Annotated in this window: 14 protein-coding genes and 1 riboswitch; of the genes, 6 read left to right on the top strand and 8 right to left on the bottom strand. The window is 70.2% G+C overall.

Features of this window, described 5'->3' with window-relative positions:
• Positions 1-53: 53 nt before the first annotated feature.
• Together O7616_RS18555 and O7616_RS18550 are read left to right on the top strand one after the other, a co-directional pair.
• The gene (locus tag O7616_RS18555) at positions 54-1,448 is read left to right on the top strand and encodes an enolase C-terminal domain-like protein (protein WP_282303162.1); all 1,395 of its coding nucleotides are present in this window, start codon (positions 54-56) and stop codon (positions 1,446-1,448) included.
• A 7-nt stretch (positions 1,449-1,455) separates the two neighbouring features.
• Entirely contained in the window at positions 1,456-2,181 is a 726-nt protein-coding gene (locus O7616_RS18550) for a FadR/GntR family transcriptional regulator (protein ID WP_282260095.1), read from the top strand.
• A gap of 10 nt (positions 2,182-2,191) precedes the next feature.
• Here the strand turns inward: O7616_RS18550 and O7616_RS18545 are convergent, their stop codons facing one another.
• From O7616_RS18545 to O7616_RS18525, 5 genes are all read right to left on the bottom strand, one after another.
• Positions 2,192-3,169, bottom strand: a complete 978-nt coding sequence (locus O7616_RS18545) for an aldo/keto reductase (RefSeq protein WP_282303161.1) — start codon at positions 3,167-3,169, stop codon at positions 2,192-2,194.
• A 61-nt stretch (positions 3,170-3,230) separates the two neighbouring features.
• Complete coding sequence (locus tag O7616_RS18540) at positions 3,231-4,049, bottom strand: ATP-binding cassette domain-containing protein (protein WP_282260097.1); 819 nt, start codon at positions 4,047-4,049, stop codon at positions 3,231-3,233.
• On the bottom strand, positions 4,049-5,101 hold the full coding sequence (locus O7616_RS18535; protein ID WP_282303160.1) for an ABC transporter substrate-binding protein: 1,053 nt from the start codon (positions 5,099-5,101) through the stop codon (positions 4,049-4,051). The genes O7616_RS18540 and O7616_RS18535 overlap by 1 nt, the downstream gene beginning before the upstream one ends.
• Before the next feature lie 40 nt (positions 5,102-5,141).
• Positions 5,142-6,149, bottom strand: coding sequence for an ABC transporter permease (locus O7616_RS18530; protein WP_282260099.1), 1,008 nt, complete (start codon positions 6,147-6,149; stop codon positions 5,142-5,144).
• Positions 6,150-6,634: 485 nt separating this feature from the next.
• Positions 6,635-7,618: an amidohydrolase family protein gene (locus tag O7616_RS18525; protein ID WP_282303159.1), complete on the bottom strand. Its 984-nt coding sequence runs from the start codon at positions 7,616-7,618 to the stop codon at positions 6,635-6,637.
• Between the two features lie 219 nt (positions 7,619-7,837).
• A riboswitch (cobalamin riboswitch) is annotated at positions 7,838-7,917 on the top strand.
• Positions 7,918-7,975: 58 nt separating this feature from the next.
• Between O7616_RS18525 and O7616_RS18520 the strand changes: the two genes are divergently transcribed.
• From O7616_RS18520 to O7616_RS18510, 3 genes are read left to right on the top strand one after another with little or no spacing between them, the layout of a single operon-like run.
• Positions 7,976-8,179 carry a CbtB-domain containing protein gene (locus O7616_RS18520; protein WP_282303158.1) on the top strand — a complete coding sequence of 68 codons (204 nt, stop codon included), beginning with the start codon at positions 7,976-7,978 and terminating at the stop codon, positions 8,177-8,179.
• Positions 8,170-8,943 carry a CbtA family protein gene (locus O7616_RS18515; protein ID WP_282303157.1) on the top strand — a complete coding sequence of 258 codons (774 nt, stop codon included), beginning with the start codon at positions 8,170-8,172 and terminating at the stop codon, positions 8,941-8,943. Before O7616_RS18520 ends, O7616_RS18515 begins: the two co-directional genes overlap by 10 nt.
• Positions 8,940-9,527 carry a histidine phosphatase family protein gene (locus O7616_RS18510; protein ID WP_282303156.1) on the top strand — a complete coding sequence of 196 codons (588 nt, stop codon included), beginning with the start codon at positions 8,940-8,942 and terminating at the stop codon, positions 9,525-9,527. The genes O7616_RS18515 and O7616_RS18510 overlap by 4 nt, the downstream gene beginning before the upstream one ends.
• Positions 9,528-9,591: 64 nt before the next feature.
• Here the strand turns inward: O7616_RS18510 and O7616_RS18505 are convergent, their stop codons facing one another.
• Positions 9,592-9,795: a helix-turn-helix transcriptional regulator gene (locus tag O7616_RS18505; RefSeq protein ID WP_282303155.1), complete on the bottom strand. Its 204-nt coding sequence runs from the start codon at positions 9,793-9,795 to the stop codon at positions 9,592-9,594.
• Positions 9,792-10,214: a hypothetical protein gene (locus O7616_RS18500; RefSeq protein WP_282303154.1), complete on the bottom strand. Its 423-nt coding sequence runs from the start codon at positions 10,212-10,214 to the stop codon at positions 9,792-9,794. The genes O7616_RS18505 and O7616_RS18500 overlap by 4 nt, the downstream gene beginning before the upstream one ends.
• A 102-nt stretch (positions 10,215-10,316) precedes the next feature.
• On the opposite strand from O7616_RS18500, the gene O7616_RS18495 reads away from it, so the two are divergent.
• On the top strand, positions 10,317-10,499 hold the full coding sequence (locus O7616_RS18495; protein WP_282303153.1) for a hypothetical protein: 183 nt from the start codon (positions 10,317-10,319) through the stop codon (positions 10,497-10,499).
• Between the two features lie 84 nt (positions 10,500-10,583).
• On the opposite strand, the gene O7616_RS18490 is transcribed toward O7616_RS18495, so the two are convergent.
• On the bottom strand, positions 10,584-16,196 hold the full coding sequence (locus O7616_RS18490; RefSeq protein WP_282303152.1) for a GH92 family glycosyl hydrolase: 5,613 nt from the start codon (positions 16,194-16,196) through the stop codon (positions 10,584-10,586).
• Positions 16,197-16,313: the final 117 nt, after the last annotated feature.

The following is a 16,313-nucleotide window of genomic DNA, read 5'->3' as shown; positions in this document are numbered from 1 at the left end:
TCCGTATACTCCGAATGATCATCTGATCTTTTGCCTAATCGGGCGAGGAGCGCATGCCGCAGATCACTGCCGTCACCGTCGAGGACGTCCGCTTCCCCACCTCCCTGACCGCTGACGGGTCAGACGCCATGAACAAGGACGGCGACTACTCGGCGGCCTACGTCGTCCTGCACACCGACGGCACCGACAGCGTGGGCGCGCCGCTCGCGGGCCACGGCTTGACCTTCACCATCGGTCGGGGCAACGACATCGTCGCCGCCGCGGCGGTCCACCAGGCACAGCTCCTCGTCGGCCTGGACGTGGCGACGATGGCGGCCGACATGGGGGCGGTCTACCGCCTCCTCACGTCCGACTCGCAGATGCGGTGGCTCGGTCCCGAGAAGGGCGTCGTCCACCTGTCGCTCGCGGCCGTGCTGAACGCCTCGTGGGACCTTGTCGCCCGGCTCGCCGGCAAGCCGCTGTGGCGGCTCCTGGTGGACATGTCCCCCGAACAACTCGTCGACATCGCGGACCTGCGCTACCTGTCCGACGCGCTGACCCGGGACGAGGCACTGGCCATCCTGCGGGCCAAGGAGAGCACCAAGGCCGACCGCCTCGCCCAGCTGGACCGGACCGGCTACCCCGCCTACACCACCTCGGCCGGGTGGCTCGGCTACGGCGACGACAAGCTGCGCCGGCTGTGTCAGGAAGCGGTCGACAGCGGCTACGGCTACGTCAAGCTCAAGGTGGGCGCCAACCTCGACGACGACATCCGCCGGTGCGCGATCGCCCGGGAGATCCTCGGCCCGGACCGCAACCTGATGATCGACGCCAACCAGGTGTGGGACGTCGGTCAGGCCATCGAGTGGGTCACCGCCCTCGCCCGGTTCAAGCCGCTGTGGATCGAGGAACCGACCAGCCCGGACGACATCCTGGGCCACGCGGCCGTCCGCCGGGCCGTCGCCCCGATCGGCGTCGCCACCGGCGAGCACTGTCACAACCGGGTGATGTTCAAGCAGCTCTTCCAGGCCGGGGCCATCGACTTCTGCCAGTTGGACACCGGCCGGCTGGCCAGCATCAACGAGATCGTCGCCGTGCTGCTCCTCGCCGCGAAGTTCGACGTACCGGTCTGCCCACACGCCGGGGGCGTCGGGCTGTGCGAGATGGTCCAACACGTGTCGGTGCTCGACTACGTCGCGGTCTCGGGAGATCTCACCAACCGGGTCACCGAGTTCGTCGACCACCTGCACGAGCACTTCACCGACCCGTGCGTCATCAGCGACACCGGCTCGGGCAGCGGCTACGTCCTGCCCGACCAGCCCGGCTACTCCACCCGAATGCGCCCCGAATCGATCGCGCTCTACCGCTTTCCCGACGGCCACTACTGGGCGGCGGCGGACCCGACTACCGTGTCATCTCCGGAGCCGTACGTGATCGCGGGTGGGACGGCCACATCCGCCGGCCGCTAGGGGGGTCATGTCTCGCACTGACGAAGTGGTGAACGGCATCAAGCGGATGATCCTGGACGGCAAGTTCAAGCCCGGGGACCGTCTGCCGATCGAGAAGGACCTCGCGGAGTCGCTCGGCGTCTCGCGCGGCTCCCTGCGCGAGGGGATGTCGGCGCTGTCGATCCTCGGCATCGTCAACATCCGTCAGGGTGACGGCACCTACGTCACCAACCTCGACGCACCGCAACTGCTGGCCCCGATGGGATTCGTGGTCGACTTCCAGGGTCAGGGCGACCCACGGCACATCCACACCGTCCGGCGGCTGCTGGAGTGTGAGGCGGCCCGGTTGGCCGCGACCAGGATCACCGACGAGGCCCTCGCCCAGGCGGGGGAACTCCTCGACGAGGCGGCCCGGATGGTCGGCCAGTCACCGCAGGACCACGAACGCATCCTCGAGATCGACATCGCCTTCCACCGGATCATCGCCGTGCACGCCGAGAATCCGGTGCTCGTCGGCCTGATCGAGGCGTTCGCCGGTCGCACCATCCGCGGGCGGCTCTGGCGGAGCCTGCACGAGGAGGGCGCGGACCGGCGTACCCACGACGAACACGTGGCGATCCTGAAGGCCCTGGTGGCGCGTGACCCGGAGCGGGCCCGCACCCGGATGGCGAACCACCTGATCGGTGTGGAGGAGTCGTTGCAGGGGCTGCCCGACGACGGTGAGGCGACCACGACCGAGACGCCGCGATCCTGACCGCTGACCCTCAGGGCTGCACGTCGAGCAGCCCCACCTCGTACAGTGCCGCCCAGAGCTGGTCCGGGACGTCGGTGTCGAAGCGACGCAGGGTCTCGGTCGCCTGGACCGCGTCACGCACGCCGACCACGGTCGAGACGACGGCCGGGTGCCGACGGACGAACGCCAACGCCGCCTCGGGCAGCGTGACGCCGTACGTCTGGCAGACCCGCGCTATCCGCCGGGCCTGACCGATCACCTCGACCGGCGCCTGCCGGTAGTCGTAGGCGGCGTCGCTCGGTGGCAGGTCCCGGGCCAGCAGCCCGGAGTTGTAGACCCCGGCGATCACCACGCCGACGCGGCGGGCCTGCGCGGCGGGCAACAGGTCGGTCAACGCGCCCTGCTCCAGCAGTGTGTACCGGCCGGCGCACATCACCACGTCCACGTCGGTCTCCGTGACGAAGCGGGCCAGCATGGCCGACTGGTTCATGCCCGCGCCGATCGCGCCGATCACGCCCTGCTCGCGCAACTCCACCAACGCCGGCACCGCCTCGTACGCGGCCTGCTCCCAATGGTCGTCCGGGTCGTGCAGGTACACCACGTCGATCCGGTCCAGGCCGGTGCGTCGAAGGCTCGCCTCCACCGAGCGGTGTACGCCGTCGCGGCTGAAGTCCCAGACCCGTCGGTGGTCGGCGGGCACGTCGAACCCCTCCGGATCACGCCGGTGCGCGGTCTCCGGCGACGGCACGAGCAGCCGACCGACCTTCGTGGACACCACGTACTCGGCACGGGGGCGGGAGCGGAGGGCGGCTCCCAGACGCCGTTCGGACAGGCCGAGCCCGTAGTGCGGCGCGGTGTCGAAGTATCGGACGCCCCCGGCCCACGCCGTGTCGACGGCGGCGGCGAAATCCTCGTCCGACGTCCTCCGGAAGAGGTTGCCGCCCTGCGAGGCGCCGAAGCCCAGTGGACTGAGCCGCAGCGGCGGGCGGGCGGCGGCCACTGTCGTCATCCGAGCGAGGGGACCGGTCATCGGCCGTGCCCGCCGTCGCCGTCGGCCGGGACGCCCGCCGTCACCGCTCGTCCCGATCCGCGCTGGTGCTGCCGGTCATCGCCGCGACCAGGTCGTCGGTGGTGACCTCGTCCGCGCGGAGCTGGGCCGCGCGGCGGCCGAGGCGCAGCACCTCGACCCGGTCGGCGATGTCGAGCACCTGCGGCATGTTGTGGCTCACCAGCACCACCGACATGCCGGCGTCACGGGCGCGTCGGACGACGTCGAGAACGCGCCCGGTCTGGACCACACCGAGTGCCGCGGTGGGTTCGTCGAGGATGACCACGTTCGTCGCCCAGATGATGGCCCGGGCCACCGCGACGCACTGCCGTTGCCCGCCGGACAACATGGCGATCGGGGTGGTGACCCGTGGGATCCGCACACCGAGTTCGTCCAGTGCCGCGGCGGCGCCCTGCCGCATGGCGCGCTTGTCCAGCAGGCCCAGCCGACCGAGCGGTCCGGAGCGCAGGATCTCCCTCCCGAGATACAGGTTGGCGGCCACGCTGAGGTCGTCGGCGACGGCGAGATCCTGGTAGACGGTCTCCACCCCCGCGCGGCGGGCGTCGACCGGGGTCGAGAACTGCACCGGGCGACCGCTCACCCGGATCTCGCCCTCGTCCGGAGGATGCACACCGGAGAGCGTCTTGATCAGAGTGCTCTTCCCGGCGCCGTTGTCGCCGATCAGCGCGACCACCTCACCTCGGTGGACGGTGAAGTCCGCACCCCGCAACGCCTCGACGTGTCCGAACCGCTTGACGATGCCACGCGCTTCCAGGACCGGCGGTTCCCCGGCGGGTGACAGTTCGTCGGTGTCGGCGGTTGCCGTCGGAGTCGTTCCCATCACTGCACCGGCGGGTTGGCGCAGCTGGGCTCGAGCACCGCCTTGATCTCCGCCGAGTCGATGTTCTCCTTGGTGACGAACGTGACGCCGGTGTCGGCCGACGCGAGTGGCGCCTTGTCCCGCAGGTGCTTGACCATCTTGTCGACGCCGAAGTAGCCCATCTTGAACGGGTTCTGCACGACCAGCGCGGAGATCTGACCGCTGCGCAGCCCGGCCACCTCGTCCGGGGCGGCGTCCCACCCGATGATGACCACCTTGCCCGACTTACCCGCCGCCTGGATGGCCTGGGCGGCACCGAGCACGCTCGGCTCGTTGGCCGCGAAGATGCCCTTGAGGTTGGGGTTGGCGGTGAGGATGTTCTCGGTGACCCGCCGCGCCTCGTTGACGTCGCTCTTGCTCGGCTGTTGGCCGACCAGCTTCAGGTTGGGGAACTGGGCGAGGCCGGCCTTGAAGCCCTCGACCCGCTCGGTGTTGGTCTGCGATCCGGGCTGGAACTCGACCAGGGCCACGTCGTGGTTGCCGGGGCCCAGCTCCTTGGCGAGCAGCTTCGCCGCCTCGGTCGCCGACGCGCGGTTGTCGGTGGCGAAGAGCGGCACGCTCGACGGTTGCGGGCTGGTGCCGGAGTCGATCATCGCGACCGGGATCTTGGCGGCCAGCGCCTGGTCGGTGGCCGGCGCCAGGGCGCTGGAGTCGGTCGCCGCGTAGACGATGCCGTCGACCTTCTTGGTGACGAAGTTCTGGATCAGGTTGACCTGGCCCTCGACGTCGGTCTCGGTGGTCACCCCGTCCCACTGGACGGTGACGTCCCCGGCGCGCTGCGCGGCGCACTCCGCGCCTGCCTTCACCGTGTTCCAGTAGTCGGCGCCGACGGCCTTCGGTACGACGGCGAGCTTCAACGGCCCGCTCGCGTCCTTGGTCGCGCCGTCTCCGCCGTCCCGGACCTCGACGCCGCCGCAGGCGCTGAGCAGAGCGGTGGCCGCGACCGCGGCCACGACGGCCTGTGCACGAAGGAGACGCGTGCGCGCCGGTCGACTGGTGGTGGTGTGTGCCATGGTGGGTGTCCTTCCTCGTTCGGACTCGTGGAATGGCATGTCAACCCCGCGATTCCAGCCGCCGGCGGCGGTACTGGTCGAAGTAGACGGCGGCCCAGATGATCAGGCCGACGATCACCTGCTGGTAGTGGATGCTGATGTCGAGCAGGACGGCCCCGTTACGCACCAGGGCGATGAGGAAGGCACCGATGATCGTCCCGACGATGCGGCCCTGGCCCCCGAACAGGCTGGCTCCGCCGATGACCGCGGCGGCGATGACGTCGAGTTCCAGCGAGATCCCGTAGTTCGGCTGGCCGGAGTTGACCCGGGAGGCGGCGATCATGCCGCCGAGCCCGACCAGCACACCCGCCAACACGTACACCCCGGTCAGGTGACGGCCGACCCGGATGCCGGAGCGACGCGCGGCCTCCAGGTTGGAGCCCATCGCGTAGGTGTACTGGCCGAAGCGGGTCTGGGAGAGCAGGAAGGCGACCCCGACGGCGACCAGGACGGTGATCACGACGGCGAACGGGATGCCGATGATCTCCCCGTTGCCCAGCAGTTGGAACGACCGGGGCAGGCCGTAGACGCCGACCGCGCCGGTGATGATGAAGACCAGACCACGCCCGACGGACATCGTCCCCAGCGTCGCGATGAACGGCGGAATCCGGGCTGCCGTCACCAGCAGGCCGTTCAACAGCCCGGCCAGCGCGCCGACGCCGATCGCCACCGCCGTCGCGGCCCACAGGGAGAAGCCGAGGTCGCGGACGACCATCGCGCCCAGCACTCCGGCCAGCGCGGCCACCGATCCGACGGACAGGTCGATGCCCTTGGTGATGATGACCATCGTCTGCGCCGTGGCGATGATGGCGATGACCGCCGTCTGCGCCCCGATGTTGAAGAGGTTGTCCGCCGTCAGGAAGTAGGGACTCGCGAAGGTCAACGCGACGAACAGGACGACCAACGCGGTGGCGGCGGTGAATTCCGAGACGGCGTGGGAGATCCGCTCCCGGAGCCAGTCCCCGAACTCGCCGCGCTGCGTGCCGGCGGATGCCTCGACGGTACTCATCGTCGGACCTGACCTCCCCAAGCGTGGGGCCGGCACTCGACGGAGGACCCGCCGTCGTGCCGAGCACCTATGAGCGGCCGAGCCTCCCCGCGGAGGGGAGGGCTTGGCGTGGACCTGCCGCACCGTGACGATAGATCAGATGTTTCCCTTGATCAGCCGTTACCATGCCATGCACTCACGCGCGTTGCCAAGGTCTTACAACCATGTTTTGACATCGTTACCCGAGACGTCAGGTTCATACGTCTGATCAACTCGCCACAACTGCGGCCGCGCGGCACGCGACTGTCGACCAGTGACGGTCCACAGAGGACCGGCACGTCCGCCCCGCCGACCATGCGCACCCCGCACCCTTCGGGCGACCCTCCGGCTCGATCCGGCAGATCATCGCCAGCATGTTATCGATAACATGCTATGCCCGGTGGCGTTCGCGGGCACCTCTTTCTCCGTCGACCAGCCGGCCGGTCAACCCATCGCCCCCGGCCGGGTCACGACGCCGCGAGCCGGTACTCCCGGCACGCCGTCCCTCGCCAGATCGCCGCGCGCTCGTCGTCGGTCAGTGAAGCCAGCAGGTCACCGAGGACCCTGACCCAGCGGGTGTACGAGGTGACGAGCAGGCACACCGGCCAGTCCGAGCCGAACATCAGCCGGCTCGGGCCGAACACGTCGAGCGCGTGCTCGACGGCCGGCCGCAGGTCCGCCGGCGTCCAGGAGCCGCCACTCACCTCGGTCACCAGGCCGGAGAGCTTCGCCGTCGTGTTCGGCTCGGCGGCGAGCGCCCGCAGGTCCCGGGGCCATTCACCGAGCCCTCCGCTGCCGAGCGCCGGCTTGCCGAGGTGGTCCAGGACGAACCGGACCTGCGGCAGGTCGCGGACGAGTCGGGTGGCCGCCGGCAACTGATGCCGGCGGACGAGCAGGTCGAAGGCGAGACCGGCGGCACCGACCGCGGCGATGCCCCGCCGGACGTCGGGGCGGTCGAGATATGCCGGGTCCGGCTCGGACTGGACCAGATGACGGATCCCGACGAGCCGCTCCCCGCCCCGTGCCGCCCGGAGCCGCTCCAAGCGCTCGGCGACATCACCTCCGGTGAGGTCGACCCACCCGACCACCCCGGCGATGAGCGGGTCGTCGGCCGCGATCCCCAGCAACTCGGGCGTCTCCGACCGGGCGGCGACGGACTGCACGACGACGGTCTGCGTGACTCCGGCGGCCCGGGTGGCCGGGCCGAGATCGACCGGGGTGAAGTCGTCGTAGATGGTCGCCATGGTGTGCGGGTCGATCCAGGGTTGCGGATGCCGGGCCCGCACCCAGAGGTGATGGTGCGCGTCGACGATCCCCGACCGCCGCACGGCCGCAGCGGTCGTCACCGGCCCCGCCCCGGCGCGCTCACGTCCACCCCACACCCCGCTCGGCACCTGGTCGAACGTCCGGTTCGACCCGGTGCCACAGAGCCGTTCCGGCAGGGTGACCATGTTAGCGGTAACAGGCTGGCAGTCGGCGGCAGAACGCGCCCATCAGCGGGAACTCCGTCGGCACGCTCCCGACTGGAGCGAGAACGGTCGTGGTTCCGCTCCGCCCGACGTTCACGCCACTCATCGGCTCGTCCGGCGGTGGGCGCGGCGGTGCCGGGGCCGGGTTGACCGCCTGAGGCGGCACGGATACCGTCGACCCACTATCTGCGGCGACGCGAGGGAAGCCGGTGTGATTCCGGCGCGGTCGCGCCACTGTAAGCGGTTCCCCCACCTCACGTGAGGGCCGCGAGCCAGGACGCTCGGTCGTCCGCAGCCTTGCGATGGGGACGCGTCATCCCCGGGGAGGTTCGTGATCACATGTCCAGTTCCACGTCCAGCCAGCCGTTGGTGAATCCCGCCGGCACCACGCGTCTGCTGTGGACGGTGATGGCGACCGTCGTCGCTCTCGCCCTGCTGGCCTACCTCGTCGCCTTCGACCAGGGTGCGGTGTCGCGCAGTGGCATGTACCTGCACGAGCTGATGCACGACGGCCGGCACCTGCTGGGTGTTCCGTGCCACTGACGGCCACCGCCGCCCCCTCGTTCGTCACCGTCCTCGTCCGTGGTCTGCTCGCCGGCCTGCTCGCCGGCCTGCTCGCCGGGGCGTTCGCCTATGTCGTCGGTGAGCCGCACGTCGAGGCGGCCATCGCGATCGAGGAGGCGGCGTCGGCGCATGCCGAGCCGGCCGCCGGTGCGCACGATCACGAGGATGCCCTGGTCGGCCGCAATGGTCAGCGCGGCGGCCTGTTCCTGGCCACCGGCCTGTTCGGTGCCGCGATGGGTGGCCTGCTGGCCACGGCGTACGTCCTGCTGGCGCGCCGTCGGCGGATCCACGACGACGGACGGTCGGGTTTGCTGCTGGCCGGCGCGGCGCTGCTCGGCGCGGTGCTCGTGCCGTTCCTCAAGTACCCGGCGAACCCGCCGGCGGTCGGCGACCCGGCCACCATCAACCAACGCACCGTGACCTACCTGCTGATGGTGGTGCTCGGTCTGGTCGCCGTGTGGGCGGGCTCGCTGGGCTACCGATCGGTGGGGGCCCAGGCACCGCTGTGGCAGCGCGCCGCTGCGGGCGTCGGCGGATTCCTGCTGGTCAGCGTGGTGTCCTACGTGGTGCTTCCGTCGTTCCAGGAGGTCCCCGCCGACTTCCCCGCGACGCTGCTGTGGGACTTCCGGCTGGCCTCGCTCGGCACCCAGGTGGTGCTCTGGACCGGGATCGGCCTGCTGTTCGCGGCCCTGATGCACCACGACCGGCGTCGCCGGATCGCCGCAACACCCTCCAGCGCGTGACGGCGACCAGCCTCCGGCTGGTCGCCCACGCGCACACCACCGCCCTTCGCCGGGCCCGCTTCGGCGGATCGGGCGACGGCCTGGACGAGGGCGGTCTGCGTGCCGCCCTCGCCCAGGCGCAGGCTCGACGGTCGTTCCCGGGCGTTGGCGACGCCTGCGTGTCCAGTCCCGCGGTGGCGGCTACCGACACCGCCGACGCATTCGGTCTGCTGCCCACCATCGAGGCGGCGTTGGCGGACTGCGACTACGGCGACTGGACCGGACGGTCGGTCGAGGAGATCGCCGTCGAGCAGCCGCAGGCGCTGCACGAGTGGATGTCCGAACCGGAGTCCGCACCGCACGGCGGCGAGTCCGTCGCTGCGGTGCGGGACCGGGTCGGTCGCTGGTTGGACGGGCAACGCGGCGCCGACCGGCGGATCACCGCGATCGCGCACCCGCTGGTGATCCGGGTCGCGGTCGTGCACGCCCTGGACCTGCCGTTGACGACGTACCGGCAGGTGGACGTGGAGCCGTTGGCGATCGTCCGGCTCACCGGCCGTGGGGCACGGTGGCACCTCCGACTGGGCGCGCCCCGGGTGGCCTGAGTCATCGCCGCACGCTTCCCGGCCGGCTGTGTCACAGGCCGCGATGGTGCCTGGGCTGGGGGACCTACCCGTCGCTCGACTCGTCGACAAATATCTGTTCGATCGGCAAACCGAAGAGCCTGGCCAGACGGAACGCGACGGGCAGGCTCGGGTCGAACCTCCCGGTCTCGATCGCGTTGATCGACTGCCGTGAGACGCCCACGCGCTGAGCCAGGTCAGCTTGCGTCCACGCCTGTTCGGCTCGGAGGGCTGCGATGCGGTTCTTCACCGGTACCTGATCCAGCCGACGACGAACGTGACGACGTAGACGACCGCCAAGAGCAGAGGAAAGAGTGCGATGTTGAGGTCGTAGGTGATGAGGCTGGCGGCGTCCGCTACGACATAGGCGAAACCGACGACCCAGCCCACCCCGAGGGTGACCGCCAGCGCATCCTGCACGACCTTGCGCCAGAAATCATCAAGCGCTCGGAGAAAGCCCGCGAAAGCGACGATCCAGGCGGCACCGACAAGAACATTGACTCCGATGAGAATCCAGCTCGCCAGGGGCGACCACTGCGCCTCCCGCAGCAACTCGGAGCCGAATCTGGCCGCGGCAAGGGTGACCACCCAGGCCAGCGTCCACAGCGCCAGCCGAGCGGCAGCCCGGTTGGAATCCCGATATTTCGTGTTCACGTCGCAGGCTTCCACGGGCCCTCTCCCTGCACTGTCAAGTCAAGCATGCTTGACCTTAGTCGTCGGAGTCAAGCATGCTTGACTCCGACGGCGTTCCCACGGTTCACGGAGGCAGCGATGGCCCGCTACAAGGCGCAGAACAGGATCGTCAAGGCTGCGCTCACCGCCAAGGATGAAGACAGGATCGCTGAGGAGATGATTCAGCCCGTCCTGGACGAGGGCACGGAGAACGGTTGGACTCTTCACTCGTTCCAGGCGACGCCCGCAGGACTCGTGTTCATCTGGGAGCTGCCCGACTGACGCGGACCGTCCCAGCGAACCCCTGAGGTCGGACGAGCGTGGGGCGGACCGTGAGCACGGCCCGCCCCACGCGTCGACTCCGTTCTAGCCGGTGACGGTGAACGGTCGGGACACCTTCGTCGCCGACGTCTCGCCGGTCAGCGTGACGCTTGTCCCCCCGGGCTTCGCCGCCCCCGGAACGCTCACCGTCGCGCCCGAGATGACACCGTCACCGTTCGCGCGCAGGGTGCTGACCGCGACACCCTCGCCGAAGGCGACCCTGACCACCTCGTTCGGCACGAACCCGGAACCGTCGACGGTGATCGCCGTTCCGCGCGGGCCCGAGGCCGTCAACAGCGCCACCCGCGGCTGGTAGGTCCGCGCCGGTGCCGGTTCGGTCACCTGGACGGTGGCCACGGCCGGCGTACCGGAGGACGCACCGGTCGCGGTGACCGCGTACCGGCCGGGCTGCGCGTCGTCGGACGTCGGAACCGAGACCCGTACCGTCCCCTTCGCGGAGGCCGCGACCTTCGTGGTCCGGGACGGGTCGGTGCCGACGCTGACCGTCACCTGCTCGCCCGCGGCGAACCCGCTGCCGTCGACGGTGATCGCACCACCGGTGGTGACGCTGCCCGAGGCGGAGAGCGCGATCGCCGGCTGCGATCCGCCCCTCGCCACGGTCACGGTGAACGACTCGGTGCGGCTGGACTGCGTGTCCCACGCGGTGACGTGCGCCGTGTAGGTGCCGTCCCGGGTGTAGGTGTGCTGCCCGCTCATGGCGCCGGACGCGTCGATGGTGACGTCGTCCGGAGCCGTGCCGTCACCCCACTGGACGCGGGCACGGTAGCCCGTCGTACCGGGAACGCCGCCGGTCACCGCACCGAGGTCGGCCGTGAGGGCCTTCCCGGCGGTGGCCGTCTGGTCCTCCGGGGCGTCGGTGCTCAGCGCGGGAGCCGGCGTGCCGTCGTTCGCGACGGCGAACACGTGGATCCGGCCCGCCGAGCGGGGGTCGCCGGTCTGCGTCGGCAGGGTCACCGACACCAGCGTCTTGCCCGTCGGGATCTGGTACGGCGCGGTGGCGAACAGGAACGGCTGGGCGCCGTCCCGGCTGGTGCCGTGCAGCCGGTACGCCGTCTTGGCGACGACGATGTTGCCGTAGGACGGGGTGCCGTTGGCGTTGCCGCCCAGCGTCCAGTCGCTGAACTGGATCGGGATGCCGGCGGTGCTGCCGTCGCTGAACGTCGCGGTGCCGGTGGTGCTCTGGTTGCCCTGCGTACCGGCGCCGATGAACGAGATGTTCCGGGCGTCGGCGGGCAGGTCGAGGACGACGGTCGCGCCGTTGCCGGTGGCGTTGTCGGGCTGTCCGGGCGGGATCACCGGCAGGGTGAACTGCAGTGCGGTGCCGGGAACCTGCTGCCGCTGGCCCTGGACCGCGCCGCCCGCCGTCAGGGCCGCTCGCGAGTACGCCCACGACTTGGCGTCGCAGTCCGCCGCGAGCGCGCCTTCGTCACCGATGCACACGGTGTCGAAGGCGGCGGTGAGGCCGGACTTCGGGGCGTACGCCACCTCGACGCCGACCGTCGCGGAGCTCTGGCTCTCGCCGTCGGTCACCGTGACGTTGGCCTGGTGGTAGCCCGGCGTGGCGTAGGTGTGCGATCCACCGACGCGGTAGACGGCCCGCGAGCTGAGCGTCAGGGTGCCCTCGGTGACCGGAGTGCCGTCACCCCAGTCGATCGTGGCCCGGTAGCCGTCGGCGCTGCCGCCGGTGACGGACGCCAGCGGCACCGAGACGGGTACGCCGGACGTCGCGTGCACGGTGCCCTCGGCGGTCACCGTGATGTCGCCGCCGCCGATCGTCAGGTCCCCACCGGCGAGTAGCTCGATCTCGGCGAGGTTGGTCTGCGCCGCGCCGACGGTCTTCGTCACGGCCAGTCGGAACTGCGCGAACCGGCCCGGCTTGTCGATCGAGTACGGACGGGTCTGGTTGCGCCAGCGGAACACCTGGTCGCTGCGGGAGTCCACGGTGGTCCAGGTGAGGCCGTCGTTGGAGCCCTGCAACCGCCAGTCCGCCGGGTCGCCCGCCGCCGCCCCGGAGGTCACTGTGTAGTACGTCGGCTTCTGCTTCCCACCACGGTCGGCCCAGGTGATCTGCGGGGTCGCCGAGGCGAAGGTCAGCTGCGTGGTCGACGAGTCGTCGAACAGCTTCGACGCGTCCTGACCGCCGGTCGCGGTCGCGGTGCCGAGACCGGGGCCGGTGGTGTCCTGCAACGGCTTCGGCGCGTCCTCACCCTTGGTCAGCGACGGCGGCGCGTCCTTCTTGCCGCTGCCCCACGACGACGGGTCGGGGCCCATCTGGAAGTCGATGGTGCCGCCCTTGGCGAGCGCGGCGACGTCCACCGACAGGCCGTGCTGCTTCTTGCCGTTGACCTTGACGTCCTGCACGTAGATGTTGCGCGTGCTGTTGGCCGGCGCGTTGACGACGATGTCGCCGGTGGGCCGACGCACCGTCATCCTGGTGAACTGCGGCGAGCCGATGGTCCACTCGGCCGATCCGGCCTGCAGCGGGTAGATGCCCATCGAGCTGAGGATGTACCACGACGACATCTCGCCGTTGTCCTCGTCGCCCAGGTAGCCCTGGCCGATCTCGCTGCCGACGTAGAGGCGGCGCAGGATCTCGCGTACCGCCGCCTGCGTCTTGGCCGGCGCACCGGCGAAGTTGTACATGTACGGGATGTGGTGCGACGGCTGGTTGCTCATGCCGAGCTGACCCATCCGCACCGCACGCGCCTCGACCATCTCGTGGATGATGCCGCCGTACCCACCGGGGCGGTCGGCGTTCTCCGGGGTGGAGAAGAACGTGTCGAGCTTGTCCCGCAGCGCCTGCTGCCCGCCGAACAGGTTGGAGAGGCCCTGACCGTCCTGCTGGGCGGTGAAGGCGAAGTTCCACCCGTTGGTCTCGGTGTAGACGCCACCCCAGTCCAGCGGGTCACCGGCGAGGAAGTTACCGGCGGCGTCGCGGCCCTGGAAGAGCTTCGTCTTCGGGTCGAACAGGTGGACGTAGTTGCGGGCACGCTCCAGGAAGTACCGCGACTCCTCCTTGAGCCGGGCGCGCTCGGACTTCGGCGTGGCCGGGTCCTTGGCGAGCGCCGCGGCCATGTTGCCGATGCCGTAGTCGTTGATGAAGCCCTCCAAGGCCCACGACACCGACTCGCCCGTGGAGGTGGGCGTGTAGCCGAGGAACAGGGAGGTCTCGATGCCCTTGCGGCCGACCGCGCTGCGCCCGGACGCGACGGTCGCGTCCTTGACCGCCGCGTCGTACGCCGCGAGCGGGTCGGGCAGCTTGACCCCGGTGAGGTACGCCTGGGCCAGGGCCACGTTGGCGCTCGTGCCGGTCATCAGGTCGGCGTAGCCGGGAGACGACCAGCGGGCGATCCAGCCACCGTCACGGTAGTGCTGGACGAACCCGTCGGAGATCTTCGCGGCGACGTCCGGGTACAGCAGCGCGTAGGCGGGCCACACGGTGCGGTAGGTGTCCCAGAAGCCGTTGTTGACGTAGATCTGCCCGTCGACGATCTTCGCGCCGGTCTGGGTGGGCGTCGACGCGCCGGTGGGCGCGGAGACGGGGCTCGCGTACTGCCAGCGCGGCGCGGCGGCGGTGCCGGTGTTCTCCGACTGCGAGTTCGGGTAGAGGTTCAGCCGGTACAGGTTGGAGTACATCGTGACCAGCTGCGGTTCGGTGGCCCCGCGCACCTCGACCCGGCCGAGCCGGTCCTTCCAGGCTGCCGTCGCGGCGGCGTGGACCTGGTCGAAGCTCCTACCGGTGACCTCCAGGTCGAGGTTGCGGCGGGCCTGCTCGACGGAGAGGAACGACGTCGCGAGGCGCATCGTCACCTCCCGGGTGGTGGAGACGTCGAAGGTGGCCGAGGTCGCGCTCGATGCCGTCGGCGCCCGGTCGAAGGATCCCGCCACGAACATGCGGCTACGGCCGGCGGACAGCCCGCTTCCGTTGTCCACCCAGCCGGTGAGGGTGCCGTCCGTGCCGATGGTGAACGTGCCGTTGTAGAAGACGAGGCTGCCGGTCGCCTGCCCGGTCGGGAAGGTGAACCGCATGATCCCGGCGTGGTCGGTCGGCGACATCTCCGCGACGAGGCCGTTCTGCAGCGTGACCCGGTAGAGGTCCGGCCGGGCGATCTCGTCGTCGTGGTCGAAGGCGAGCGCGCGGCCGGCCGGTTGACCGGTCAGGGAGCCGCCGCCGACGACCGGCATCACCGACATCTGGTTGCGGTCACCCATCCACGGGCTCGGCTCGTGGGAGATCGCGAGGCCCTGCAACATGGGCAGGTTGGCCTCGTTGTTGACCCGGTGGTACTCGTACTCCCACGAGTTGGAGGTGGCGTCGGTGACCGGGGTGAAGAAGTTGAACCCGTTCGGCACGGCGGTGATCGGCAGGTTGTTGCCGCGGGAGAAGCCGCTCGTCGAGTTGGTGCCGCGTCGGGTGTCGACGTAGTTCGTCAGCTTCGAGCCGTCGATCGACGGCGGCGTGGCCGTCAGCTCGATGTCGTCGAGCCAGCCCTGGAACTGGGTGTCACCGGTGGCCTGCGGGTTGTCGTACGCGAGCAGGATCCGGTCGATCGTCTTGCCGCGAGCGACGGTGCCGAGGTCGGCCTGCACCAGGTTCCACTGGTCGGCGAAGAGCACCTTCGAGGCGCCCTGACCGGCCGGGGTGAGCGGGTATCCGTGCTGGTCGACGGGTGAGCGACCACTCAGGTAGCTGCCGTCGGTGAAGTGCAGGTCGACGGCGGCGTAGGTGGACGGGTACCGGGCGTTCCCGGCGGTGAACTCGGGGAAGATCTTGTAGGACAGTCGGGTCTTCGGCCCCACCGGGACGTTGACGTCGAACAGCTTGTTGGTGGCGTACGAGCGGCCGTCGCCCTGGGCGCCGCCGGAGTAGCGCAGCGCGGCGAGGCCGGTGAACCCGGCGTCCGGCTTCGTGGTGTAGCCGCCGTTCGGGCCGGCGGTGGCCTCGCTGACCATCGGGGTGGCCGGTGGATGGACGTCCGAGCCGTCGCTGACGTTCCAGTCGGCGAGTTGCAGCAGGTCGTCGCCGGAGTTCGCGGTGACGTTCAGCCGGTAGTACGCGTAGGCGGTCGTGTTGGTGACGCTGTAGCGGTTGGTGGCGAACCGGCCGTCGAACTTCTCACCGGAGCGCTTGTCCAGGTCGGTCCACGACGTGCCGTCGGTCGACCCCTGCACGACGAAGTCCTTGGGGTCGCGGCTCGGCGCGTCGTTGGCCGAGGTCAGCGAGTAGCGCTTGACCGTCACCGGCTCGGCGAACCGGTAGGTCACCCAGCCGGTCGTCTGGAACACGAGCCACTTGGTCGAGGAGTCGTCGTCGGCGAGGTTCGCGGCGATCTCGCGGGGTTGGTACTCGTCGCTCGCGGTCACCGCGCTGACCTGACCGAGCAGGCTGCCGGGCAGCGTGGTGACGGTGCCGCTCAGGTTCGCCTGGATCGGCTTGCCGTTCGGGCCGACCTCCACCGTGCTGGTGGCGGGCTGCGGATCGGCGGTCTCGAACGAGGAGCTGAAGTCGCCCGGCGTGGCCGCGGGAGCGGCGTTGGCCAGGGGTGCGGCCACGAGCAGCCCGAGCGGCAGCAGGACGGCTGTCGTCGCGGCGACCAGGCGGGGAGACAGGGGACGTGCAGGGGGGCGATGTGACATGAGGGACGGTGCCTTTCGACTCGAACCGGTCGAGTACGTCGAAGGTCGGGGCGGTGTGGAGCGTGCGGTGGCCAGGCCCTGACATCGTTGTCATTCCGGTCGGCGAGCAACGACGGT

The sequence above is a fragment of the Micromonospora sp. WMMD964 genome, from assembly GCF_029581455.1.
In the GTDB taxonomy this organism is placed as follows: Bacteria; Actinomycetota; Actinomycetes; order Mycobacteriales; family Micromonosporaceae; genus Micromonospora.
The sequence above is the reverse complement of the archived record's forward strand: the minus strand, read 5'-3'. Positions and strand labels throughout refer to the sequence as shown.

Bases quoted from the DNA above. Each gene is read 5' to 3' on its own strand.
- O7616_RS18555 (WP_282303162.1), top strand. From the start codon at position 54: ATGCCGCAGATCACTGCCGTCACCGTCGAGGACGTCCGCTTCCCCACC.
- O7616_RS18550 (WP_282260095.1), top strand. From the start codon at position 1,456: ATGTCTCGCACTGACGAAGTGGTGAACGGCATCAAGCGGATGATCCTG.
- O7616_RS18545 (WP_282303161.1), bottom strand. From the start codon at position 3,169: ATGACGACAGTGGCCGCCGCCCGCCCGCCGCTGCGGCTCAGTCCACTG.
- O7616_RS18540 (WP_282260097.1), bottom strand. From the start codon at position 4,049: ATGGGAACGACTCCGACGGCAACCGCCGACACCGACGAACTGTCACCC.
- O7616_RS18535 (WP_282303160.1), bottom strand. From the start codon at position 5,101: ATGGCACACACCACCACCAGTCGACCGGCGCGCACGCGTCTCCTTCGT.
- O7616_RS18530 (WP_282260099.1), bottom strand. From the start codon at position 6,149: ATGAGTACCGTCGAGGCATCCGCCGGCACGCAGCGCGGCGAGTTCGGG.
- O7616_RS18525 (WP_282303159.1), bottom strand. From the start codon at position 7,618: ATGGTCACCCTGCCGGAACGGCTCTGTGGCACCGGGTCGAACCGGACG.
- O7616_RS18520 (WP_282303158.1), top strand. From the start codon at position 7,976: ATGTCCAGTTCCACGTCCAGCCAGCCGTTGGTGAATCCCGCCGGCACC.
- O7616_RS18495 (WP_282303153.1), top strand. From the start codon at position 10,317: ATGGCCCGCTACAAGGCGCAGAACAGGATCGTCAAGGCTGCGCTCACC.
- O7616_RS18490 (WP_282303152.1), bottom strand. From the start codon at position 16,196: ATGTCACATCGCCCCCCTGCACGTCCCCTGTCTCCCCGCCTGGTCGCC.